We start from the raw sequence: 21267 nt of genomic DNA on the forward strand, positions 1-21267 counted from the left end.
ATCATGGCTCGTATCGACGACATGAAGGCCAAGAGCGACGACCAGCTGTCGGAGTCGCTTGGCGAACTGAAGCGCGAGCAGTTCAACCTGCGCTTCCAGGCCGCCACGAACCAGCTCGAAAAGCCGAGCCGCGTTCGTGAGGTCCGCCGCGACATCGCTCGCATCAAGACCCTGCAGGCTCAGCGCACCAGCGCTGACGCCGCGAAGTAAGGAACACATCATGCCGAAGCGCGTGCTGACCGGTCTGGTCGTGTCCGACAAGGGCGACAAGACGGTGGTCGTGAACGTCGAGCGTAAGGTGAAGCACCCGCTCTACGGGAAGATCATCCGTCGCTCGAAAAAGTATCATGCTCATGACGAGAGCAATGAGTTCAAGCAGGGCGAGACCGTGCGGATCGAAGAGACCGCACCGATCTCCAAGCTGAAGACCTGGAAGGTGATCGAGCGGGTCAACACCCACGCGACGCCGGAGCGGGCTTCGGCCGAGGGCTGAATCAAACATGAGGGCAGGGGGGCAACTCCCTGCGCTCTTGTTTTCGTAAACGGGAACGGCTAAGCGGCCGCTCCTCCCCGTTGCGGATTCGTCCGCGGCGGGGTGATTTTTTAGGCGGGGTTCGGTCGGTATCGACCCCAGAGACAGAGAAGGGATACGGATCCATGATCCAGATGCAGTCCAATCTCGACGTCGCTGACAACAGCGGCGCGAAGCGGGTGCAGTGCATCAAGGTGCTTGGGGGTTCCAAGCGTCGTGTTGCAGGCGTTGGCGACATCATCGTCGTCAGCATCAAGGAAGCGCAGCCACGGGGCCGCGTGAAGAAGGGCGACGTTCACCGCGCGGTGATCGTTCGTACCGCCAAGGATATCCGCCGTGCAGACGGTACAGTCATCCGCTTCGACGGCAACGCCGCGGTGCTGGTCAACAAGAACGAGGAGCCGATCGGCACCCGTATCTTCGGCCCAGTCGTTCGCGAGCTGCGTGGCAAGAAGCACATGAAGATCATCAGCCTTGCGCCGGAGGTGCTGTAATGGCGAGCCAGCGTATCAAGAAGGGTGACAAGGTCATCATCCTGTCCGGCAAGGACAAGGGCAAGACCGGCGAAGTCACGATGTCGATGCCGAAGACCGACAAGGTCGTCGTCTCGGGCGTGAACATCGCGGTGCGCCACACCAAGCCGACCCAGGGTGACCCGCAGGGTGGCCTGGTTCGCAAGGAAGCACCGATGCACGTCTCGAAGGTCGCTCACGTGACCGCAGACGGCAAGCCGACCCGCGTCCGCTTCGAGGAGCAGGATGGCAAGAAGGTCCGCGTGGCCGTCAAGACCGGGGAGAAGATCAATGGTTGATCAGAACACCGCCGCTGGCACCGAGGCCGCCTACACGCCGCGCATGCGGAAGATGTATGATGAGACGATCATCAAGGCGATGACCGAGAAGTTCGGCTACAAGAACGTCATGGAGATCCCCCGGATCGACAAGATCGTGCTGAACATGGGTGTCGGCGAAGCGACGCAGGACAAGAAGAAGGTCGACCAGGCAGCCCAGGAAATGGAGCTGATCGCCGGCCAGAAGCCCGTCGTGACGAAGGCCAAGAAGTCGATCGCGCAGTTCAAGCTGCGTGAGGGCATGCCGATCGGCGTGAAGGTTACCCTTCGCCGCGAGCGCATGTACGAGTTTCTCGACCGTTTCATCACGATCGCTCTTCCCCGCGTCCGCGATTTCCGCGGTCTCAACCCGAAGAGCTTCGATGGCCGTGGCAACTATGCCTGCGGTATCAAGGAGCAGATCGTGTTCCCAGAAATCAGCTATGACCGGGTCGACAAGGTCCGCGGCATGGATGTGATCGTGACGACGACCGCCAAGACCGACGACGAGGCTCGCGAGCTTCTCCGTCTCTTCGGTTTCCCGTTCCCGATCGAAGACGACGCTGCCGACGAGAAGAAGGCAGCTTAACTACCAACCGCCGCCCCTGACCTCGTGTCACGGGCGGCGCTTCAGGAAAGAAAGAACTTAAGTCGATGGCGAAACTGAGTTCAGTCAACAAGAACGAGCGCCGCAAGCGCATGGTCAAGCAGTATGCCCCGAAGTACGCGGCACTGAAGGCAATCGCAGCGGACAAGACGCTCGACGATGGTGAGCGTCTGATCGCTCGCCTCAAGATGGCGGCAATCCCGCGCAACGCGAACCCGACCCGCATCCGTAACCGGTGCGAGCTGACCGGTCGCCCGCGCGCCTATTACCGCAAGTTCCGGCTCTGCCGTATTCAGCTGCGCGATCTGGCCAACAAGGGCCTGATCCCCGGCGTCACGAAGTCGAGCTGGTAAGGACTACATCATGGCAGTGACCGATCCCCTGGGTGATTTGCTCACCCGTATCCGTAATGGCCAGCGCGCGAAGAAGGACTCCGTCCTGACTCCGGCGTCGAAGCTGCGCGTCCGCGTGCTCGACGTTCTGCAGCGTGAAGGCTATATCCGTGGCTATAGCGAAGAGCAGATGGGCCCCGCGGCCGGCCTTCGCATCGAGCTGAAGTATTTCGAGGGCCAGCCTGCGATCAAGCATGTTGCGCGCGTCTCGAAGCCCGGCCGTCGCGTCTATTCCGGTTCGCAGGAACTTCCCCGCGTCCGCAACGGCCTCGGCATCACCATCGTCTCGACGCCCCGCGGCGTGCTTTCGGATTCCGAAGCACGTGAGCAGAACGTCGGCGGCGAAGTCCTCGCGGAGGTGTTCTGATGAGCCGTATTGGTAAGAAGCCGGTCACCGTACCGGCGGGCATCACGCCGACGATCGAGGGCAAGCAGCTGACGATGAAGGGCCCCAAGGGGACCCTGAAGATGCCGCTGCGCGACGAGATCAGCTACACGATCGAAGACGGCGGCATTTCGGTGCAGCCGGCCAACGACACCAAGCGCGCTCGCGCGTTCTGGGGCATGCAGCGGACCATGGTTCAGAACCTGGTCACCGGCGTGTCGGAAGGCTTCACCAAGAAGCTGCTGATCAGCGGCGTCGGCTATCGTGCCGCAGCCCAGGGTCGCAACCTCAAGCTGCAGCTCGGCTACAGCCATGACGTCAACATCGACGTGCCCGAGGGCATCGAGGTGAAGACGCCGGACAACACGACGATCGAGATCTCGGGTTCGGACAAGCAGATGGTTGGCCAGCTGGCCGCGGAGATTCGTCAGTGGCGCAAGCCCGAGCCGTACAAGGGCAAGGGCATCAAGTACGACGGCGAGTTCATCTTCCGCAAGGAAGGGAAGAAGAAGTAATGACCAAGGGACTTTCTCTTTTCGCCAAGCGGCGTCGCCGCAACCGTACCGCGCTGCGCGCACGCGCCGGCACCCGTCCGCGCTTGTCCGTGCATCGCTCGGGCAAGCACATCTATGCCCAGGTGATCGACGATGCCGCCGGCACGACGGTCGCTTCGGCCTCGACGCTGGAGAAGGACGTGCGCGGCACGTCCGGCGCCAACATCGACGCGGCGACTTCGGTCGGCAAGCGCGTCGCCGAGGCTGCCAAGGCAGCGGGCGTGACCCAGGTCGTGTTCGATCGCGGCGGCTTCCTCTACCACGGTCGCGTGAAGGCTCTTGCCGATGCCGCGCGCGAAGCCGGATTGGAGTTCTAAGACATGGCTGACGAAAACAACACGCCAGCGGTAATCGCACCCGAGACGACCGCACAGGACGTCACGGCTCAGAACGTGCCCCAGAGCACCGGATACCAGGGCAACAGCGGCGGTGGCCGTGGTCGTCCGGGTGGCGGCGGCGGTGGCGGTCGTGGTGGCCCCGGCGGCAACCGTGGCGGTGGCCCCGGTGGCAACCGTGGTGGTCGCGATGGCGGTCGTGGCGGTCGTGACAATCGTGGCGGTCGTCCGGGTTCGGACGATGGCGGCGAAGAGCTGATCGAGAAGCTGGTGCACATCAACCGCGTCTCGAAGACGGTCAAGGGCGGCAAGCGCTTCGGCTTTGCAGCACTCGTCGTCGTCGGCGACGGCAAGGGCCGTGCAGGCTTCGGTCATGGCAAGGCACGCGAAGTGCCGGAAGCCATTTCGAAGGCGACGGCAGCTGCCAAGAAGAAGATGGTTCGCGTTCCGCTCAAGGACGGTCGCACGCTGCATCATGACGGCAACGGTCACTTCGGTGCCGGCAAGGTCACGTTGCGGTCGGCGCCTCAGGGTACGGGCATCATCGCCGGTGGCCCGATGCGCGCTGTCTTTGAGTCGCTGGGCGTTGCAGACGTCGTGACCAAGTCGGTCGGCACGTCGAACCCCTACAACATGATCCGCGCAACGTTCGAAGCCCTTGGCGAGCAGACCTCGCCCAAGGCCGTCGCACAGCGTCGCGGCAAGAAGATCGCCGACCTGCTCGGCCATGGTGGTTCGAAGACCGCCGAGGCCGATGCAGCTGCGATCACGGAGTAAGCGATCATGGCTACCATCAAGATCACGCAGACCGGTTCGCCGATCCGCCGCGAGAAGGACCAGCGCGCAACGCTGGTCGGTCTCGGCCTGAACAAGATGCACAAGACCCGCGAGCTGGAAGACAGCCCAGAGGTCCGCGGCATGATCCGCAAGGTGCAGCACATGGTGTCGGTTGAAGGCTGAGCCTTCACGACCCACGTGACAAATATGGGAAAGGGGGCTAACGGCCCCCTTTCTTATTCGAGAATCTAACCCCGGTTTTTCAACCAGCGCGTAACAAGCGAAAGCGAGTGCATTACCATGAAGCTCAACGAACTCCGCGATAACGAAGGTGCCCGTAAGTCCAAGATGCGCGTCGGACGCGGCATCGGCTCGGGCAAGGGCAAGACCGGCGGCCGCGGCCAGAAGGGCCAGAAGAGCCGCGAGGGCGTGTCCATCGCCGGCTTCGAAGGCGGCCAGATGCCGCTCCACATGCGTCTGCCTAAGCGCGGCTTCAACAACATCTTCCGTAAGGACTTCGCAGAGGTCAACCTCGGCGCGATCCAGCTCGCGGTCGATGCCGGCAAGATCGAGGCGAACGCCACGCTCGACCACAACGCGCTGAAGGCCGCTGGCCTGGCACGTGGCGGCAAGGACGGCGTCCGCCTCCTCGCCAAGGGCGAGCTGACCACGGTCCTCTCGTTCACCGTCGACGGTGCGTCGAAGGGCGCGATCGAGGCGGTCGAGAAGATCGGCGGCAAGGTCGAGGTGATCCACTTCGTCCCCGCAGCCGAGAAGGCTGCCGCCAAGAAGGGCGTGAAGTACAAGGAGCGTGCGGCGCACAAGGCGTCGTTCAAGGCCTGAGCCGAACAAGAAAGGGGGCGGGTGCGAGAGCGCCGGCCCCTTTTTTGTTTGCCAGGTTGCCGGCCTTCCCACCTGTCGCCATCCCCGCCCCCCGTTCGCCCTGAGCGAAGTCGAAGGGTCGCTCGCTTCGGGCAATGTCCTTCGACTTCGCTCAGGACGAACGGGGCAGGGCGAAGGGTTAAATGACCCGCGCGTTGCGGTGCACGAACGGCATGGGAAGCGACCGAAGCCACCTAGGCATTAGACAAGCGCGCTCCTGCGCCTATATGAGCGGCGGGGGCGGTCACAACGCTTCCCGCCTTCTTTGTTTCCAGGACGATCACACGTATGGCATCCGCAGCCGACCAGATGGCGCAAAGCGTCAGCCTGTCCAAATTCGCCAAGGCGACCGATCTCAAGAAGCGGTTGTGGTTCACGATCGGCGCCCTGATCGTCTTCCGCCTGCTCAGCTATGTCCCGTTGCCGGGTGTCGACCCGACCGCGCTGGGCCTGTTGTCGCAGCAGACGCAGGGCGGCGTGCTCGACTTCTTCAACACCTTCTCGGGTGGCTCGCTCAGCCGCATGTCGCTGATCGCGCTCGGCGTGATGCCCTACATCACCGCCTCGATCGTGGTGCAGCTCGCGACCTCGCTGAGCCCCACGCTCGCCGCGATCAAGAAGGACGGCGAATCGGGCCGCAAGCGCCTGAACCAGTATACCCGCTACGGCACCGTCGGCCTGACCGCGGTGCAGGGCTATTTCATCGCCGTCGGGCTCGAGACGCTCGGCGCGAACCAGGGCATCGCCGCGGTGATCGAACCGGGCATGACCTTCCGCATCGCGGCGGTCATCTCGCTGATCGGCGGGACGATGTTCCTGATGTGGCTGGGTGAGCAGATCACCAGCCGTGGCATCGGCAACGGCGTCTCGCTGATCATCATGGCGGGCATCGTTGCGCATCTGCCGACGACGCTGGTCAACCTGCTCGAGGGCGGCCGTTCGGGCAGCCTCGACCCGATCAAGCTGATCGGCATCATCGTAGCGGTCGTCCTGCTCGTCCTGTTCATCTGCTTCATGGAGCGCGCACAGCGCCGCATCCTGATCCAGTATCCCAAGCGCCAGACGCAGCGCGGGATGCAGGCGGATCGCAGCCATCTGCCGTTGAAGATCAACACCGCGGGCGTCATCCCGCCGATCTTCGCCTCGTCGCTGCTGCTGATGCCGCTGACGATCTCGCAGTTCGCCGGACAGCGCGTTGCGGGTGAGTCGCAGTGGGGCGATTTCATCATCACCCTGAACCAGTATCTGCAGCACGGCAGCCCCGTGTACATGCTGCTCTACGGTGCGGGCATCATCTTCTTCTCGTTCTTCTACACCGCGATCGTCTTCAATCCCGAAGAGACCGCGGACAATCTGAAGCGGCATGGCGGGTTCATCCCCGGCATCCGTCCGGGCAAGAACACCGAGAACTACTTCGATTATGTTCTGACGCGCATCACCGTCATCGGTGCCGCCTATCTGACGATCATCTGCCTGCTGCCCGAATATCTGGTCACGGCGCTGTCGATCCCCTTCTATCTTGGCGGCACCAGCCTGCTGATTGTCGTCAACGTGACGATGGATACGGTGACACAGATCCAGAGCCATCTGCTCGCGCATCAATATGGCGACCTGATCAAGAAGGCGAAGCTGAAGGGCGGTCGACTTCGCTAAGTTGCGGGGTTACCGGTTTATAATCCTGCACGAACGAGGGGAGTGCGTTTCGTGAATATCATCCTTCTTGGCCCGCCAGGCGCGGGCAAGGGCACGCAGGCCGCGACGCTCGTGGCCGAACGCGGCATGGTCCAGCTGTCGACCGGCGACATGCTGCGCGCTGCGGTCGCCGCGGAATCGCCCGTCGGCCTTCAGGCGAAAGCCGTGATGGCCGCCGGGGGCCTGGTCAGCGACGACATCGTGTCGGGCATCATCGGTGAGCGGCTCGACCAGCCCGATACCGCAAACGGCGTGATCTTCGACGGCTATCCGCGCACCGCGGCCCAGGCCGAGGCGCTCGACGGGCTGCTTGCGGCTCGCGGCCGCACGCTCGACTACGTGATCGAGCTTGGTGTTGACGAAGCCGCGCTGATCGACCGTGTGGTTGGGCGGTACACCTGCGCGAACTGCGGCGCCGGTTATCACGATCGGTTCAAGCAGCCGGCGGTTGCCGGGGTCTGCGACGTGTGTGGCTCGACCGAGTTCAAGCGCCGTCCCGACGACAATGCCGAAACCGTCAAGACGCGGATGGCCGAATATCGCGCCAAGACCGCGCCGATCCTGCCGATCTACGGTGCGCGCGGGCTTGTACGCCGCGTCGACGGGATGGCGGACATCGGCCATGTCGGTGTCGCGATCGCGGCGATCCTCGACGACCGCTGATTAGACGTTCACCGACCCGAACATGACAGGTTTGTCATGTTCGGGTCATCCCCCTGTCGAGTGCCCGATCCTAAGAGACGCGTGTCGCCCGAAAGAGCGGCACGAGTTTCCAGAGATCGGTGCCCGTCACTCCCGGGGGTACCGTGGGGGCCGGCGGGAAGTGATTTCCGCCGGCCTTTCCGTTATGGGACAGGGGAAAGCGATGACGCCGTGAACCGCAAGATCCTGATTGTCGAAGATGATGTCTCGACCGCGAGCTATCTTGCCAAGGGGCTGACCGAAGCGGGTTATGCCGTCGAGACCTGTGGCGATGGGCGTGACGGACTGTTCCTCGCGAGCGAGGGGATCTTCGACCTGATCATCGCCGACCGGATGCTGCCGGGGCTGGACGGCCTCGCCATGGTCAGCGCGGTCCGCGCGGCCGGCATCGTCACCCCGGTTCTCATCCTCTCCGCGCTCGCGGCGGTCGACCACCGCGTCGACGGGCTGAAGGCCGGGGCCGACGACTATCTGTGCAAACCCTTCTCGTTCGCGGAACTGTCGGCGCGCGTCGAGGCACTGGTGCGCCGGTCGGACCGCCTCGCGAGCGATCCGCAAAAAACCAAGCTGTCGGTCGGCGATCTCGAGATCGACCTGCTTTCACGCGTCGTGTCGCGCGGTGGGCACACGATCCCGCTGGGCGCGCGTGAATTCAACCTGCTCGAATTCCTCGCCCGGCATGCGGGGCAGGTCGTGACGCGGACGATGATGCTCGAGAAGATCTGGAACTATCACTTCGATCCGGGATCGAACGTCGTCGACGTCCATATCGGGCGGTTGCGGCGCAAGCTCGAGGACGGGTTCCCGACGCCGATCCTCCATACGGTACGCGGGGCAGGATACCGGCTCGCCGTGGAGGGCTGAACCGCGATGCGCCTGTCGGTCACCGCGCGGATCGCGCTGCTCGCGATCATGTTGTCGCTAGTGTCCAACCTCGCGCTGATCGGCTTCGTCTGGAAACAGACCAGCGCCGATGCGATCGATGCGATCCGGCGCGAGACAACCGAACAGTCTGATGCGCTGCGCACCGTCTGGCAGGTCGGCGGTATTCCCGAACTGCGCCAGGCGATCGGCGAGGCGGTGAGCCCCGGCGACGTCTCGCTGGTACTCGCGCTCGTCGACGCGGACGGACGAACCGTCCAGGGAGTCGCGCCTGCGCGGCTGACCGTGCCGCTGCGTATGACCCGCTTCAGGATCGCCCGGCTTGGCGACGACGCGTTGTGGAACGCGCGCGAGACGGGGTACGCCCTGTACCCGATCGGCCGGCAATGGCTGCTGACCGGCCGCAACCTTGACCTGATCGCGGCGGAGGAACGTGCGATGGAGCGCGCGCTGGCCTTCGCCATCACCCTCTCGCTCGCGCTCGGCATCGTCGGGGGGCTCGTGCTCGCGCGCTATGTCGGTCGGCGTCTCGACGGGATAGCGAGCGTCGTCGAGGCCGCGGGCGAGGGTGACCTGTCACGCCGGGTGGCCGTGGTCGCGGGTGGCGGTGACGCGTTCGACCGGCTGGCCGCGCGGCTGAACGTCATGCTCAGCAAGCTTGAGGGGGTGATGGCCGAGCTGCGCGTCGTGACCGACAGCCTAGCCCATGACCTGCGCTCGCCGTTGGCGCGCCTGCGGACCAAGACCGAGCAGGCGGTGCTGATCGCGGACCCCGACGCGCGTGAAGTGGCGCTGGGCGGGCTGCTGACCGAGACTGACCTGGTCATGCGGATGCTGACGATGGTGATCGAGATCAGCCGGTCGGGATCGGTATCGCGCGACCGGTTCATCCAGGTGTCGCCTGCGAACCTGCTCGAGGAGATCGGTGAGCTCTACGCCCCGGTCGCCGAGGATGCGGGCCTGAGCTTCGTCGTGGCGATCGATGATCGGCCCCCGGCCATGGCGCTGCACCGCGAACTGCTGAGCCAGGCGATCACCAACATGATCGACAACGCGCTGCGGCATGGGGCTAGTGGTGGCATGGTGACGCTGCGCTTGATCGAGCGCGGTGACGGCGTCGTGATCCAGGTCGAGGATCGCGGGCCGGGGATCGCGGTGGCGGACCGCGCGCAGGCACTCAAGCGGTTCGGGCGGCTCGACAGCGCACGCACGACCCCGGGGGCGGGGCTGGGCATGGCGCTGGTCGAGGCGGTCGCGCGGCTGCATGACGGGCGGTTCGAACTGGGGGACAATGCGCCCGGCCTCGTTGCGCGGATCGTCCTGCCAGTCTGACTGCGAGCGGGGATGGCTTTGTCCGGCCGGACGCGCCAAGGGATTGGCGATGGACGCACTTTCGCTTTTCGGGCTTGCCGCAGTCTCCTTCACCCTGCTGTGCTATGCCAAGGAATCGGGATCGCATTGGTGGACGTTCGGCTTCGCCGTCGGGTGCCTGTTCGGATCGGCCTATGGCTTCCTGCAGGGGGCATGGCCGTTCGGGCTGGTCGAGCTGATCTGGTTCGTCGTCGCGCTGCGGCGCTGGATCGTTATGCGACGGGTGGCCGGGGCCCGGCCCTGACGCGGTCGCGCGGCGCGGCTTGCGGGGGCACATCATGCGGGCGGCGGAACCCGCGGCTTGACAGTTCGTTAGCGCGCGCCTAATTCGGCCTCCCCGATACGACGGTTCCCGGCGGCGCTCTTTTGCGTTCGCCGTTATCGTGCGTTTCGGATCATCGCTAGGAGATGAGGGCCGTGCAGCCATGCCGGACCTCGTGGAGCAGGAGAACCAAGTTCATGGCACGTATCGCGGGTGTTAATATCCCGACCAACAAGCGCGTGGTGATCGCGCTGACCTATATTCACGGCATCGGTTCGACCAAGGCCAAGGAAATCGTCGCGAAGCTCGGCATTGCCGACACGGCACGAGTCCAGGACCTGACCGACCAGGAAGTGCTGCACATCCGTGAGGCGATCGACGCCGACTACACCGTCGAAGGCGATCTGCGTCGCCAGGTGTCGATGAACATCAAGCGCCTGATGGATCTCGCCTGCTATCGTGGTCTTCGTCACCGTAAGGGCCTGCCGGTCCGCGGCCAGCGTACGCACACCAATGCGCGCACCCGCAAGGGCAAGGCTAAGCCGATCGCCGGCAAGAAGAAGTAATCCGACTCAACCCCGGATTACTCCGCCGGCGCTGGTCCCGAGGGACCGCCCGGCGTCACGCAGATACAGGTCAGGAAATACACCATGGCACGCGAACCTCAGCGCATTAAGCGGCGCGAGCGCAAGAACATCACCTCTGGCGTCGCACACGTGAATGCCAGCTTCAACAACACCATGATCACGATCACCGATGCCCAGGGCAACGCGATCTCGTGGTCGTCGGCCGGCGCAATGGGCTTCAAGGGCTCGCGCAAGTCGACTCCGTACGCGGCGCAGGTCGCAGCGGAAGACGCGGGCAAGAAGGCCGCCGAGCACGGCGTCCGGACGATCGAAGTCGAAGTGAAGGGCCCCGGTTCGGGCCGCGAGTCGGCACTGCGCGCGCTGCAGGCAGTCGGTTTCCAGATCACGTCGATCCGCGACGTGACCTCAATCCCGCACAACGGCGTTCGTCCTTCGAAGCGTCGTCGCGTCTGATTTCTCCGACGTTGCCCGTACGCGGTTGATCGCGCGGCACGGGTGCATATTCATGGCCGGTGGACGTCCTGTCCGCCGGCCCCCAAATTAGGGGAAGCAAGTGTCTGTCAACGCAAAGAACTGGCAGGAACTCAAGAAGCCCAGCGGCCTGGAGAAAAAGGCCGGTGGCGACACCAAGCGCAAGGCGACCTTCATCGCCGAGCCGCTCGAGCGTGGCTTCGGCCTGACGCTCGGTAACGCGCTGCGTCGCGTGTTGCTTTCGTCGCTGCAGGGCGCGGCCGTGACCTCGATCAAGATCGAGAACGTGCTGCATGAGTTCTCGTCTCTGGCCGGCGTCCGCGAGGACGTGACCGACATCGTCCTCAACGTGAAGCAGATCGCGATCCGCATGCAGGGCGAGGGGCCCAAGCGCCTCCAGCTCTCGGCAACGGGTCCGGGTGAAGTCAAGGCCGGCGACATCGCCGTCTCGGGCGACATCGAGATCATGAACAAGGATCTCGTGATCTGCCACCTCGATGAGGGTGCGACGCTCAACATGGAGCTGACCGCCGACATCGGTAAGGGTTACGTGCCCGCGACCGCAAACCGCCCTGCCGACGCGCCGATCGGTCTGATCCCGGTCGATGCGCTCTACTCGCCGGTACGTCAGGTGTCGTACAAGGTCGACCCGACCCGCGTCGGTCAGGACCTGGATTACGACAAGCTGACGCTGACGATCGAAACCGACGGCACGATCACCCCGGAAGACGCAGTCGGCTATGCCGGTCGCATCCTCCAGGACCAGCTCGCGCTGTTCGTCCACTTCGACGATTCGTCGGTCACGCGTTCGTCGGCCCCGATCGGCCAGGCAGCACCCGCTGCCGGTGGTGCGGAGCCCGCAGGCGACACGCAGCAGATCAATCGGTACCTTCTCAAGAAGGTCGACGAGCTCGAGCTGTCGGTGCGTTCGGCGAACTGCCTCAAGAACGACAACATCATCTATATCGGCGATCTGGTCGGAAAGACCGAAGCCGAGATGCTGCGCACGCCTAACTTCGGCCGCAAGTCCTTGAACGAGATCAAGGAAGTGCTGTCGTCGATGGGTCTTCGCCTGGGCATGGAAATCCCGGGCTGGCCGCCTGAGAACATCGAAGAGATGGCCAAGAAGCTCGAGCAGGAAATCATGGGCTGATCTGGCACCGGGGCAGCCATGCTGCACCGGAGACCAGACAGCCCGGCCGGCGGGTCGGTTTCGACCGACCCGTTCGACGACACGGCTTTGCCGGGTCGCCACACGGCTGAAGACAAAATGGGCAAGGTGCGGGTTTCGTGATTGACGAAACCCGTCCTTGCCGTCTTTACGAAGGCAACGGTCGCCGGCCTTAACGGCGACCAGCTCCCGGGTACCTCATACGGCCCCTGAACGAACGAAAAGGTATTAAACATGCGCCATCGCGTAGGCGGCCGTAAGCTTCAGCGGACCTCGGCCCACCGTCTTGCTCTGTTCCGCAACATGAGCGCCGCGCTCATCAAGCACGAGCAGATCACCACCACCGTCGCCAAGGCGAAGGAACTGCGTCCCTACATCGAGAAGCTGATCACGCTCGCGAAGAAGGGTGGCCTGTCCAACCGTCGTCTCGCGCACGGCAAGCTGCTCGACGACGCCCAGCTGGTGAAGCTGTTCGACGTTCTGGCGACCCGTTATGCGGATCGCAACGGCGGCTATACCCGCGTCATCAAGGCCGGCATCCGCATGTCGGACGCCTCGCCGATGGCCGTCATCGAGTTCGTCGACCGCGACGTCTCGGCGAAGGGCCAGGATTCGGGTCCGGTGATGTCGGACGAGGATTACAACGAAGCGGCATAATTCCCGCCTCTCGTTAGTCGAATTGCAGGCCGCGTTTCCCATCCGGGAGGCGCGGCCTCTTTCGTTACGGGTTCCATCCGGCTATGCGCCCGACATGGAGCACCCAGACAGCATTCTCATCGTCGATTTCGGCAGCCAGGTAACCCAGCTGATCGCCCGCCGCGTGCGCGAGGCGGGCGTCTATAGCGAGATCGCCCCCTTCCAGTCCGCCGCGGCCGCGTTCGAGCGGATGCAGCCAAAGGGGATCATCCTGTCGGGTGGCCCCGCCTCGGTCACGACCGAGAACAGCCCCCGGGTGCCGCAGCATTTCTTCGAGGCGGGGATCCCGATCCTCGGCATCTGCTACGGCCAGCAGGTCATGTCCGCACAGCTCGGCGGCAACGTGATCGTCTCGGGTGACGGCGGCGAATTCGGCAGCGCGTTCGTCGAGGTGAAGTCGCCTTGCGCGCTGTTCGACGGACTGTGGGCCGAGGGCGAGCGGCACCAGGTGTGGATGAGCCATGGCGACAAGGTCGACGCGATCCCGCCCGGCTTCACCCCCGTCGCGGTGTCGACCGGCGCCCCCTATGCGATCGTCGCCGACGAGACGCGGCGTTTCTACGGCGTGCAGTTCCATCCCGAGGTCGTCCACACGCCCGATGGCGGCAAGCTGATCGCGAACTTCGCGCGGCACGTCTGCGGTCTCAGCGGCGACTGGACGATGGCGGAGTTCCGCGAGACCAAGATCGCCGAGATCCGCGCGCAGGTCGGCACCGGCCGGGTCATCTGCGGTCTGTCGGGCGGCGTCGATTCGGCGGTCGCGGCGGTGCTGATCCACGAGGCGATCGGCGAGCAGCTCACCTGCGTCTATGTCGATCACGGCCTGATGCGCGCGGGCGAGAGCGAGCAGGTCGTCAGCCTGTTCCGCGGCGCCTACAACATCCCACTGATCCATGTGAACGTCGAGGAGCTGTTCCTCAGCGGTCTCGCGGGCATCACCGACCCCGAGCTGAAGCGCAAGTTCATCGGCAAGACCTTCATCGACGTGTTCGATGCCGAGGCGAAGAAACTGGGCGGGGCGGAGTTCCTGGCTCAGGGTACGCTCTATCCCGACGTGATCGAGAGCGTCAGCTTCACCGGCGGGCCGTCGGTAACGATCAAGAGCCACCATAATGTCGGCGGTCTGCCCGAGCGGATGAACATGAAGCTCGTCGAGCCCTTGCGCGAACTGTTCAAGGACGAGGTCCGCGCGCTTGGTCGCGAGTTGGGCCTGCCGGAGATCTTCGTCGGCCGTCATCCGTTCCCCGGACCCGGCCTCGCGATCCGCATCCCCGGCGAAGTCACCAAGGAACGCTGCGACATCCTGCGCAAGGCGGATGCGATCTACCTCGAGGAGATCCGCGCGGCGGGGCTCTACGACACGATCTGGCAGGCGTTCGCGGTGCTGCTGCCCGTGCGCAGTGTCGGCGTGATGGGCGACGGCCGCACTTACGACAACGTCCTCGCCCTGCGCGCAGTGACGTCGACCGACGGGATGACCGCGCAGGCGTTCCAGTTCCCCGGCGACTTCCTGCCGCGCGTGGCGACCCGGATCATCAACGAGGTCAAGGGCATCAACCGCGTCACCTACGACTATACGTCGAAGCCGCCCGGCACGATCGAGTGGGAGTGAGCCCCATGGGTGGCGTGCGCCTCTGCGCCTGAGCGGTTTCCCCGATTGCAGGATGGGCGCGGGTGTTCCATCCCCTCGTAGACAAGCAGGACCGGGGGAGAGCGGTGATGAGCATGCAGAGGGCGTCGACGACGCTGGCGATCGCGATGACGTGTGTTGCCGCGATGGTCCCGGGCACAGGTGCGGCGCAGGGCGTGACGCCCGCGGTCCAGGTCGAGGGCGGTTCGGTGACCGGCACGACGGGCGCAGGCGTCGCGGTCTTCAAGGGCATACCCTTTGCAGCGCCGCCGGTCGGCCCCTTGCGCTGGCGGGCGCCGCAGCCGGTGCAGACATGGTCGGGCGTGCGCGCGGCGGACCGTTTCGGGCATGACTGCATGCAACTGCCCTTTCCGAGCGATGCGGCGCCGCTCGGCACGACGCCGGCGGAGGATTGTCTCGTCCTCAACGTCTGGCGTCCGGCGGCGTCAGCGGCGCCGAAACCCGTGCTGGTCTGGATCTATGGCGGCGGGTTCGTGAATGGCGGATCGTCACCTGCGGTATATGACGGGTCGGCGTTCGCACGGCAGGACGTCGTGTTCGTCAGCTTCAACTACCGGCTCGGACGGTTCGGCTTTTTCGCGCACCCCGCGCTGAGCGCGGCGAACGAGGGACCGCTCGGCAACTATGCGCTGCTCGACCAGATCGCGGCATTGCAATGGGTGCGGGCGAACATCGCGAAATTCGGGGGCGATCCGGCGCAGGTCACGCTGATGGGTGAATCGGCAGGGGGCGCCTCGGTGTTGAACCTGATGGCATCGCCAATGGCAAAGGGCCTGTTCGCGCGGGCGATCGTGATGTCGGGCGGCGGGCGCACATTGATCGGTGGCGTGCCGCTTCGCGGTGAGGCGGGCGGCAGGCCTTCGGCCGAGACGATCGGCGTCAACTTTGCGACGACCCAGGGCATTGCGGGACGGTCTGATGCGGAAACGCTCGCGGCGCTTCGCGCCTTGCCCGCCGATCAGGTGCGCGGCGAGTTGAACCTTGCCTATCGGGGCCCGGTGGATGTGCCGACCTATGCGGGCGGACCGATCGTCGATGGCCGCATCGTGGTCGGCACGACGGACGGAGCGATGCGGCGAGGGACCGCGATGGCGGTACCGATGATGGTCGGGACCACCGACGCGGATATCGCGGGCTTTGGCGAGACGTCCAAGGAGGGGCTGTTCGCCAGCTTCGGTGCGCAGGCCGACGCCGCCCGCGCCGCCTATGATCCCGCGGGCACGCAGGAGCTTGCCGCGGTCGGTCCCGAGGTAGGACGCGACCGCCTGATGCACGAACCCGCGCGGCTCGTCGCGCAGGAGACGCAGCGCGCGGGGCAGCCAGCCTATCTCTATCGCTTCGGCTATGTCGCACAATCGATGCGCAAGGACTGGTCGGGCGCGCCGCATGCCACGGACATCCCGTATTTCTTCGACACGGTTGCCGCGAAATACGGCGCGGCGCTGACCCCGCAGGATGCCCGCGCCGCGCAGCTCGCCAACCGCTATGTCGTCAATTTCGTGCGGAAGGGCGATCCCAACGCGCCGGGACTACCGCGCTGGCCGGCCTTCGACGCACGCCGGGGCGCCGTGCAGCTGCTGCAGGCCGATGCGAGCGCGATCAACGGCGTGGATCCGCTCAAGGCCCGGCTGGATGCGGTACAGGGGCCCGCCGACGCCGTGGCAGCAGGCCCCGAACGGCGCTGAGGCACGCCACGCAGCCGCTTGCACACATAGTTCGAGCGTCTGGCGTCCGCGTCTTCTGTCGATTTCAGTAGGAATCGGCCCGCTCGAGAAAAGGGGATAACTCGTGCGGGCCGCAGTCCAGCGCCGACGCTGCTGTCTTGGGGAAGCGCGTCGGACAGATCGGATATGGGCGGAATGCCGCGATGTATCAAGACTTTTGAAAGGAAGTTGTGCCGACCGATTGCGGGACAAACCTGGAGATCGAATTGCGATTCGGCGATCCCGATTGCGCTGTGTGTGGTCTGCACCGAACGATGCCGACCAAGCGGGGAGGGATGGTGCTGCGCGCCCCGCCGGCCCGTGTGACTGAAAACTGGCGGGGCGCTGAAGGTTACGCGATACTCGGCAACGCCTCTGCCCATGGCTTATGCCAAGCAGTCGTGAATTGAAAATGAACGGGGCGCCCCGCCCGTCCGTGCGACACTCTCGTATCCGGGCGGGGCGCCGAGGACGCGATGCCGTATCGGCACTGCGTCGCTGACGACAAGCTAGCACCGGCGGCAAAACTTGACAGCACCGCTCGTCACGCCGCTGCCTCGTTTCGCCCGAAAATCTGCGCTAGGCGGGGGACGCGGCCGTTCGGACGGGCCGGTGGTATCGGAGCGAAGGCATGCGGAGGATCGGGGTGACACTGGGGCTGATGCTCGTCGGCGCATGCCAGCAGACGGGCGATGGCCGGGATGCCGCCGCTGTGGAACGCCGCGTGGTGGTCGGGACGCTGACGGGCGACCCCGTGGCGGGTGCGCGCGTGTTCGTTCAGTGCAAGGCCTGCCACACGATTGGTGCGGACGCCCCCGATACCGACGGTCCCAATCTCTACGACCTGGTTGACGGCCCGGTCGCGCAACGCCGGCCGCGATTTGCCTATACCGCGGCGTTGCAGGCAATGGGCGGGCGCTGGGATGCGGCGCGGCTCGATGCGTGGCTTCGGGCACCGCAGGGCCTGGTGCCGGGGACGACGATGCGCTTTGCCGGTCTGTCCGATGCGCAGCAGCGCGCCGACGTGATCGCCTATCTCGCGACCTATCGCCGAGACCGTTAGGAAATTGGCGCGCCCGGAGGGAGTCGAACCCCCGACCGAGGAGGTAGAAGCTCCTTGCTCTATCCAACTGAGCTACGGGCGCGCACGCGTTCCGATTAGCGTGCATTGCACGAGCTTGGAACCGTCATCATAACGACGTGATGAATATCGTGGATCACGACGCGCCCGAACCCGTGGCGGCCACTGCCATGCGCAGCGAACAGTTCCGCTATTTCGATTTCGTGATGGCGGCGTTCGTCACCATCCTGCTGCTGTCGAATGTGATCGGCGCGGGCAAGCGGGCGGTGATCGACCTGCCGTTCATCGGTGCCTGGCCATTCGGCGCGGGGATCCTGTTCTTCCCGGTCAGCTATGTGATCGGCGACGTGCTGACCGAAGTCTACGGCTATGCGCGGGCGCGCCGCTGTATCTGGGCCGGGTTCGGCGCGATGCTCTTCATGGTGTTCATGTCGACGGTCGTCGTCGCGCTGCCGCCGGACGCGGGGTGGACGGGGCAGGCGGCGTATGAGTCGGTGTTCGGACAGGTGCCGCGGATCGTGCTGGCCTCGATCTGTGCGTTCTGGGTGGGCGAATTTGCCAACAGCTTCGTGCTCGCGCGGATGAAGATCTGGACCAAGGGGCGCATGCTGTGGACGCGGACGATCGGCAGCACGGTGGTAGGGCAGGCGTTCGACAGCCTGATCTTCTATCCACTGGCCTTTTACGGCGCGCCCGACTGGCCGGTTGAGGCGATGCTGATGGTAATGGTCAGCCAGTTCGCGCTGAAGGTGTCGTGGGAGGTGCTGCTGACGCCGCTAACCTATGTCGCGGTGGGGTGGCTCAAGCGGCGCGAGGGGGTCGATGTGTATGACGAGGGGACGGACTTCTCGCCGTTCCGGACGCGGGTTTGAGCCTGTCGCATGCGATCCGCTTCCGCCCCCACCCGTTCGTGCTGGGCGAAGTCGAAGCACCTGGGTCTCAGGCCCTTCGACTTCGCTCATGGCAAACGGATGGGGTGGGGTAGGGTGACGAACCCGATTAAGCGCTGACGGCTTCCATCAGACCTTCGAACAGCCGTCGGCCATCCGTGCCGCCATGCGCCGCTTCGATCCGGCGTTCGGGGTGCGGCATCATGCCGAGCACGTTGCCCTTGTCGTTGAGCAGGCCAGCGATGTTGCGCACCGATCCGTTGACGCTCTCGGCATAGCGGAAGGCGACGCGGCCTTCGCCTTCGAGGCGGTCGAGCGTCTCTGTGTCGGCGAAGTAATTGCCGTCATGATGCGCGACCGGGAAGGAGACGTGTTCGCCAGCGCTATAGCCAGACGTGAAGCGGCTCGAGGACGTCTCGACAGTCAGCGCGACGTCACGGCAAACGAAGTTCAGCCCCTGGTTGCGCATCAGCGCGCCGGGCAGGAGCCCCGCCTCGGTCAGCACCTGGAAGCCGTTGCAGATGCCGAGCACGGGCAGGCCCTTGCCCGCCTCCTCGACGACCGCGCGCATGATCGGCGAGCGTGCGGCGATCGCGCCCGAGCGCAGGTAATCGCCGTAGGAGAAGCCGCCGGGCACCGCGACCAGCCCGACATCGCCCGGCAGGTCGGCGTCGCCGTGCCAGACCATGGTCGGCTTGACGCCGGTCACCGTTTCCAGCGCGACGGCGATGTCACGGTCGCAGTTGGAGCCGGGGAAGACGATGACCGCGGTCTTCATGCCTTCTCGACCCGGTAATTCTCGATCACCGTATTGGCGAGCAGCTTGCGGCACATGCCGTCGATCGTCGCGTCGTCGGTATCGTCGGCGACCTCCAGCTCGATCAGCTTACCCTGGCGGACGTCCTGCACGCCGTCGAAGCCGAGGCTGCCGAGTGCGTGATGGATGGCGCGGCCCTGCGGGTCGAGCACGCCGGGTTTGAGTGTCACGAAAACCTTGAGTTTCATTTACTTGCCCCGGTTCTTGCGATGCTTTTCGAGGTCGAGGACCGAATTGTCGCCACCTTCGGGCAACAGGCCAAGACGGCGTGCAACCTCCTGATAGGCCTCGACTTCGCCGCCGAGATCGCGGCGGAAGCGGTCCTTGTCCATCTTCTCGTTGGTTTCCATGTCCCACAGACGGCAGCCATCGGGGCTGATCTCGTCCGCGAGGATGATGCGGCCATAATCATTGTCGAAGATGCGGCCGAATTCGAGCTTGAAGTCGACGAGGCGGATGCCGACGCCGGCAAACAGCCCGCACAGGAAATCGTTCACGCGGATCGCGAGGTCGGCGATGTCGTGCATCTCCTCCTGGCTCGCCCAGCCGAACGCGGCGATATGCTCGTCGGAGATCATCGGATCGCCGAGTGCATCGTCCTTGTAGTAATATTCGATGATCGTGCGGGGCAGCTTGGTGCCCTCCTCGATTCCAAGACGCTTCGAGATCGAACCCGCGGCGACGTTGCGCACGACGACCTCGATCGGGACGATCTCGACCTGGCGGATCAGCTGCTCGCGCATGTTAAGCCGGCGGATGAAGTGCGTCGGCACGCCGATATGATCGAGCAGCGTGAAGATGTGCTCGGAAATCCGGTTGTTGAGCACGCCCTTGCCGTTGATCGTGCCCTTTTTCTGGGCATTGAACGCGGTCGCGTCGTCCTTGAAATACTGGATCAGCGTGCCGGGCTCGGGACCCTCGTAGAGGATCTTGGCCTTGCCTTCGTAGATCTGGCGGCGGCGAGCCATGCGCGGTCCCCTGAAAATCGAACGGTGAAAATCGAGCGGCCCCGGCCCACGCGAAACCGATCGCGGAGCCGAGGCCGGAACAGGCCGCGCCTATAGGCCAAGGGTCGCGGTGGTGCAATCAGGGCTGAGCGTCCCGGGTACGACGCAGGCGGAAACCAAGACCACGCCAGCCAAGGACGCTAAGCCCCGCCATCAGAGCCCAGGGCGCCAGGAAGATCAAGGTTCTGAGAATCGCGGCGATGCCCATGGTGAAGGTGCTCCACGACCCGACCACGGCCTCGGCGAGTCCGGACCGGGGACTGCCGGGGTCGGCAGCGACGGCCTGGTAGCCGATCTCGATCGTCGACATGACGACGCGTCCGCGCAGCTCGCCGAGCCAGCCCTTGGCCTGATCAATCTCTTCCTGCGCGGCGGCCACGCTGCGTTCGGCTTCGACGAGCTCCGACACCTTGCCGGTGCGCGTGCGGAGGATGTCCGTCAACCGCTCGACCAGCAGCGTCCGCTGGCGCAGGCGCGCCTCGGTATCGACGATGTCCTTCGACACGTCCTCGGCGGCGATCGAACTCGACAGGGCGCGACCGCCGGCCTTGGCGATGCTATTCTGTAACTGCTGGCCAAAGCGTCGCGCGATACTGCTCTGGACGCGCAGTTTCAACGTGCCGGTCGACGCCATGTCATCGCTTTTGCCGCTGTCCAGCGCGAGAACCTGACAGCGCGCGGGACCGAGACGGTCGCATAGGGCGATATGCGTCTGCTGCGCGCCGGCGATCGCATCGCCTGCCAATCGGAAGGCATATTTATAGGAATATGCCATTTGCGGAATCGCGACGGAGATGGGCTGCGAGCTGTTTGCCGCGCTTGCCGATTTGACCGGTGCTGCGGCGGACGGCTCGACGTCGTAGGTGGCGAGCTTCTCGACCGAAACGGCATTTGGCGCCTTGCTACAGGCTGCCAGCGCCAGAACTGCTGTACCAATCACCCCGTACCGCATGCCTGCTCTCCCGATCGCTGCGATATACTATCCAGCCGA

The 21267-nt window shown here is 64.8% G+C and carries 29 protein-coding genes and 1 tRNA gene; 25 read left to right on the forward strand and 5 right to left on the reverse strand.

The annotated features are described in order from the left end of the window. The first annotated feature begins 3 nt into the window (after positions 1 to 3). The 24 genes from rpmC (at position 4) to ASE89_RS06200 (ending at position 17544) form a co-directional block, all read left to right on the forward strand. Positions 4 to 210: a 50S ribosomal protein L29 gene (gene rpmC / locus ASE89_RS06085; protein WP_031393757.1), complete on the forward strand. Its 207-nt coding sequence runs from the start codon at positions 4 to 6 to the stop codon at positions 208 to 210. Positions 211 to 220: 10 nt separating this feature from the next. Then, positions 221 to 493 (forward strand): 30S ribosomal protein S17, encoded by a 273-nt coding sequence (gene rpsQ, locus ASE89_RS06090; RefSeq protein ID WP_031393756.1) that lies wholly within the window; start codon positions 221 to 223, stop codon positions 491 to 493. 164 nt (positions 494 to 657) lie between these two features. Next, positions 658 to 1026 (forward strand): 50S ribosomal protein L14, encoded by a 369-nt coding sequence (gene rplN / locus ASE89_RS06095; protein ID WP_031393755.1) that lies wholly within the window; start codon positions 658 to 660, stop codon positions 1024 to 1026. Further along, positions 1026 to 1343, forward strand: coding sequence for a 50S ribosomal protein L24 (gene rplX, locus ASE89_RS06100; protein WP_031393754.1), 318 nt, complete (start codon positions 1026 to 1028; stop codon positions 1341 to 1343). Before rplN ends, rplX begins: the two co-directional genes overlap by 1 nt. After that, entirely contained in the window at positions 1336 to 1950 is a 615-nt protein-coding gene (gene rplE / locus ASE89_RS06105; protein WP_042466294.1) for a 50S ribosomal protein L5, read from the forward strand. Before rplX ends, rplE begins: the two co-directional genes overlap by 8 nt. A gap of 65 nt (positions 1951 to 2015) precedes the next feature. After that, on the forward strand, positions 2016 to 2321 hold the full coding sequence (rpsN, locus tag ASE89_RS06110; protein WP_031393752.1) for a 30S ribosomal protein S14: 306 nt from the start codon (positions 2016 to 2018) through the stop codon (positions 2319 to 2321). A gap of 10 nt (positions 2322 to 2331) precedes the next feature. Beyond that, positions 2332 to 2727, forward strand: coding sequence for a 30S ribosomal protein S8 (rpsH, locus tag ASE89_RS06115; RefSeq protein WP_031393751.1), 396 nt, complete (start codon positions 2332 to 2334; stop codon positions 2725 to 2727). After that, entirely contained in the window at positions 2727 to 3260 is a 534-nt protein-coding gene (rplF, locus tag ASE89_RS06120; RefSeq protein ID WP_031393750.1) for a 50S ribosomal protein L6, read from the forward strand. Before rpsH ends, rplF begins: the two co-directional genes overlap by 1 nt. Beyond that, on the forward strand, positions 3260 to 3616 hold the full coding sequence (rplR, locus tag ASE89_RS06125) for a 50S ribosomal protein L18 (protein WP_031393749.1): 357 nt from the start codon (positions 3260 to 3262) through the stop codon (positions 3614 to 3616). Before rplF ends, rplR begins: the two co-directional genes overlap by 1 nt. A gap of 3 nt (positions 3617 to 3619) precedes the next feature. Next, entirely contained in the window at positions 3620 to 4411 is a 792-nt protein-coding gene (rpsE, locus tag ASE89_RS06130; RefSeq protein WP_043156692.1) for a 30S ribosomal protein S5, read from the forward strand. Positions 4412 to 4417: 6 nt separating this feature from the next. Then, entirely contained in the window at positions 4418 to 4594 is a 177-nt protein-coding gene (rpmD, locus tag ASE89_RS06135; RefSeq protein WP_031393747.1) for a 50S ribosomal protein L30, read from the forward strand. A gap of 117 nt (positions 4595 to 4711) precedes the next feature. Next, positions 4712 to 5254, forward strand: a complete 543-nt coding sequence (gene rplO, locus ASE89_RS06140; protein WP_031393746.1) for a 50S ribosomal protein L15 — start codon at positions 4712 to 4714, stop codon at positions 5252 to 5254. A gap of 327 nt (positions 5255 to 5581) precedes the next feature. Beyond that, positions 5582 to 6946 carry a preprotein translocase subunit SecY gene (gene secY / locus ASE89_RS06145; protein WP_031393745.1) on the forward strand — a complete coding sequence of 455 codons (1365 nt, stop codon included), beginning with the start codon at positions 5582 to 5584 and terminating at the stop codon, positions 6944 to 6946. Positions 6947 to 6997: 51 nt separating this feature from the next. Next, a complete protein-coding gene (locus ASE89_RS06150; RefSeq protein WP_056675433.1) occupies positions 6998 to 7648 on the forward strand; it encodes an adenylate kinase in 651 nt (216 codons plus the stop codon). A gap of 210 nt (positions 7649 to 7858) precedes the next feature. Continuing rightward, positions 7859 to 8551, forward strand: coding sequence for a winged helix-turn-helix domain-containing protein (locus tag ASE89_RS06155; RefSeq protein ID WP_031395241.1), 693 nt, complete (start codon positions 7859 to 7861; stop codon positions 8549 to 8551). A gap of 6 nt (positions 8552 to 8557) precedes the next feature. Further along, entirely contained in the window at positions 8558 to 9901 is a 1344-nt protein-coding gene (locus tag ASE89_RS06160; RefSeq protein WP_056674861.1) for a sensor histidine kinase, read from the forward strand. A gap of 49 nt (positions 9902 to 9950) precedes the next feature. Next, a complete protein-coding gene (locus ASE89_RS06165; protein WP_056674863.1) occupies positions 9951 to 10184 on the forward strand; it encodes a hypothetical protein in 234 nt (77 codons plus the stop codon). Between the two features lie 215 nt (positions 10185 to 10399). Further along, complete coding sequence (gene rpsM, locus ASE89_RS06170) at positions 10400 to 10768, forward strand: 30S ribosomal protein S13 (RefSeq protein ID WP_031395238.1); 369 nt, start codon at positions 10400 to 10402, stop codon at positions 10766 to 10768. 84 nt (positions 10769 to 10852) lie between these two features. Then, positions 10853 to 11242: a 30S ribosomal protein S11 gene (gene rpsK, locus ASE89_RS06175; RefSeq protein ID WP_031395237.1), complete on the forward strand. Its 390-nt coding sequence runs from the start codon at positions 10853 to 10855 to the stop codon at positions 11240 to 11242. Positions 11243 to 11342: 100 nt separating this feature from the next. Further along, positions 11343 to 12413: a DNA-directed RNA polymerase subunit alpha gene (locus ASE89_RS06180; RefSeq protein WP_031395236.1), complete on the forward strand. Its 1071-nt coding sequence runs from the start codon at positions 11343 to 11345 to the stop codon at positions 12411 to 12413. A gap of 252 nt (positions 12414 to 12665) precedes the next feature. Next, entirely contained in the window at positions 12666 to 13088 is a 423-nt protein-coding gene (rplQ, locus tag ASE89_RS06185) for a 50S ribosomal protein L17 (RefSeq protein WP_031395235.1), read from the forward strand. Positions 13089 to 13182: 94 nt separating this feature from the next. Further along, positions 13183 to 14739, forward strand: a complete 1557-nt coding sequence (gene guaA / locus ASE89_RS06190; RefSeq protein ID WP_056674866.1) for a glutamine-hydrolyzing GMP synthase — start codon at positions 13183 to 13185, stop codon at positions 14737 to 14739. 107 nt (positions 14740 to 14846) lie between these two features. Continuing rightward, complete coding sequence (locus ASE89_RS06195) at positions 14847 to 16463, forward strand: carboxylesterase/lipase family protein (protein WP_056675436.1); 1617 nt, start codon at positions 14847 to 14849, stop codon at positions 16461 to 16463. A gap of 649 nt (positions 16464 to 17112) precedes the next feature. Next, positions 17113 to 17544 (forward strand): c-type cytochrome, encoded by a 432-nt coding sequence (locus tag ASE89_RS06200; protein ID WP_082451247.1) that lies wholly within the window; start codon positions 17113 to 17115, stop codon positions 17542 to 17544. A 5-nt stretch (positions 17545 to 17549) separates the two neighbouring features. On the opposite strand, the gene ASE89_RS06205 is transcribed toward ASE89_RS06200, so the two are convergent. After that, a tRNA-Arg gene (locus ASE89_RS06205) sits at positions 17550 to 17626 on the reverse strand. A 106-nt stretch (positions 17627 to 17732) separates the two neighbouring features. Here ASE89_RS06205 and ASE89_RS06210 point away from each other — a divergent pair. Then, positions 17733 to 18434 (forward strand): queuosine precursor transporter, encoded by a 702-nt coding sequence (locus tag ASE89_RS06210; protein ID WP_051916672.1) that lies wholly within the window; start codon positions 17733 to 17735, stop codon positions 18432 to 18434. A gap of 127 nt (positions 18435 to 18561) precedes the next feature. Here ASE89_RS06210 and purQ read toward each other — a convergent pair whose 3' ends face one another. From purQ to ASE89_RS06230, 4 genes are all read right to left on the reverse strand, one after another. Then, positions 18562 to 19230, reverse strand: coding sequence for a phosphoribosylformylglycinamidine synthase subunit PurQ (purQ, locus tag ASE89_RS06215; protein ID WP_031439801.1), 669 nt, complete (start codon positions 19228 to 19230; stop codon positions 18562 to 18564). Next, complete coding sequence (gene purS, locus ASE89_RS06220) at positions 19227 to 19457, reverse strand: phosphoribosylformylglycinamidine synthase subunit PurS (RefSeq protein ID WP_031439802.1); 231 nt, start codon at positions 19455 to 19457, stop codon at positions 19227 to 19229. The genes purQ and purS overlap by 4 nt, the downstream gene beginning before the upstream one ends. Continuing rightward, positions 19458 to 20237, reverse strand: a complete 780-nt coding sequence (gene purC / locus ASE89_RS06225) for a phosphoribosylaminoimidazolesuccinocarboxamide synthase (protein ID WP_031396310.1) — start codon at positions 20235 to 20237, stop codon at positions 19458 to 19460. A 118-nt stretch (positions 20238 to 20355) separates the two neighbouring features. Continuing rightward, positions 20356 to 21228 (reverse strand): DUF4349 domain-containing protein, encoded by an 873-nt coding sequence (locus ASE89_RS06230; protein WP_056674868.1) that lies wholly within the window; start codon positions 21226 to 21228, stop codon positions 20356 to 20358. Positions 21229 to 21267 lie beyond the last annotated feature (39 nt).

Origin of the sequence: Sphingomonas sp. Leaf30, assembly GCF_001422525.1 — a bacterium.
GTDB lineage: Bacteria > Pseudomonadota > Alphaproteobacteria > Sphingomonadales > Sphingomonadaceae > Sphingomonas > Sphingomonas aerolata.

What these genes read in the sequence shown, in the direction of transcription:
- rplN (WP_031393755.1), top strand. Translation starts at nt 658, where the DNA reads ATGATCCAGATGCAGTCCAATCTCGACGTCGCTGACAACAGCGGCGCG.
- ASE89_RS06165 (WP_056674863.1), top strand. Translation starts at nt 9,951, where the DNA reads ATGGACGCACTTTCGCTTTTCGGGCTTGCCGCAGTCTCCTTCACCCTG.
- guaA (WP_056674866.1), top strand. Translation starts at nt 13,183, where the DNA reads ATGGAGCACCCAGACAGCATTCTCATCGTCGATTTCGGCAGCCAGGTA.
- purC (WP_031396310.1), bottom strand. Translation starts at nt 20,237, where the DNA reads ATGGCTCGCCGCCGCCAGATCTACGAAGGCAAGGCCAAGATCCTCTAC.
- ASE89_RS06195 (WP_056675436.1), top strand. Translation starts at nt 14,847, where the DNA reads ATGAGCATGCAGAGGGCGTCGACGACGCTGGCGATCGCGATGACGTGT.
- rplO (WP_031393746.1), top strand. Translation starts at nt 4,712, where the DNA reads ATGAAGCTCAACGAACTCCGCGATAACGAAGGTGCCCGTAAGTCCAAG.
- rpmC (WP_031393757.1), top strand. Translation starts at nt 4, where the DNA reads ATGGCTCGTATCGACGACATGAAGGCCAAGAGCGACGACCAGCTGTCG.
- rplQ (WP_031395235.1), top strand. Translation starts at nt 12,666, where the DNA reads ATGCGCCATCGCGTAGGCGGCCGTAAGCTTCAGCGGACCTCGGCCCAC.
- rplX (WP_031393754.1), top strand. Translation starts at nt 1,026, where the DNA reads ATGGCGAGCCAGCGTATCAAGAAGGGTGACAAGGTCATCATCCTGTCC.
- rpmD (WP_031393747.1), top strand. Translation starts at nt 4,418, where the DNA reads ATGGCTACCATCAAGATCACGCAGACCGGTTCGCCGATCCGCCGCGAG.
- secY (WP_031393745.1), top strand. Translation starts at nt 5,582, where the DNA reads ATGGCATCCGCAGCCGACCAGATGGCGCAAAGCGTCAGCCTGTCCAAA.
- rplF (WP_031393750.1), top strand. Translation starts at nt 2,727, where the DNA reads ATGAGCCGTATTGGTAAGAAGCCGGTCACCGTACCGGCGGGCATCACG.
- purQ (WP_031439801.1), bottom strand. Translation starts at nt 19,230, where the DNA reads ATGAAGACCGCGGTCATCGTCTTCCCCGGCTCCAACTGCGACCGTGAC.
- rpsH (WP_031393751.1), top strand. Translation starts at nt 2,332, where the DNA reads ATGGCAGTGACCGATCCCCTGGGTGATTTGCTCACCCGTATCCGTAAT.
- ASE89_RS06160 (WP_056674861.1), top strand. Translation starts at nt 8,558, where the DNA reads ATGCGCCTGTCGGTCACCGCGCGGATCGCGCTGCTCGCGATCATGTTG.
- rpsM (WP_031395238.1), top strand. Translation starts at nt 10,400, where the DNA reads ATGGCACGTATCGCGGGTGTTAATATCCCGACCAACAAGCGCGTGGTG.
- rpsE (WP_043156692.1), top strand. Translation starts at nt 3,620, where the DNA reads ATGGCTGACGAAAACAACACGCCAGCGGTAATCGCACCCGAGACGACC.
- ASE89_RS06210 (WP_051916672.1), top strand. Translation starts at nt 17,733, where the DNA reads ATGCGCAGCGAACAGTTCCGCTATTTCGATTTCGTGATGGCGGCGTTC.
- purS (WP_031439802.1), bottom strand. Translation starts at nt 19,457, where the DNA reads ATGAAACTCAAGGTTTTCGTGACACTCAAACCCGGCGTGCTCGACCCG.
- ASE89_RS06200 (WP_082451247.1), top strand. Translation starts at nt 17,113, where the DNA reads ATGCGGAGGATCGGGGTGACACTGGGGCTGATGCTCGTCGGCGCATGC.
- rplR (WP_031393749.1), top strand. Translation starts at nt 3,260, where the DNA reads ATGACCAAGGGACTTTCTCTTTTCGCCAAGCGGCGTCGCCGCAACCGT.
- ASE89_RS06230 (WP_056674868.1), bottom strand. Translation starts at nt 21,228, where the DNA reads ATGCGGTACGGGGTGATTGGTACAGCAGTTCTGGCGCTGGCAGCCTGT.
- rpsN (WP_031393752.1), top strand. Translation starts at nt 2,016, where the DNA reads ATGGCGAAACTGAGTTCAGTCAACAAGAACGAGCGCCGCAAGCGCATG.
- rpsQ (WP_031393756.1), top strand. Translation starts at nt 221, where the DNA reads ATGCCGAAGCGCGTGCTGACCGGTCTGGTCGTGTCCGACAAGGGCGAC.
- rplE (WP_042466294.1), top strand. Translation starts at nt 1,336, where the DNA reads ATGGTTGATCAGAACACCGCCGCTGGCACCGAGGCCGCCTACACGCCG.
- rpsK (WP_031395237.1), top strand. Translation starts at nt 10,853, where the DNA reads ATGGCACGCGAACCTCAGCGCATTAAGCGGCGCGAGCGCAAGAACATC.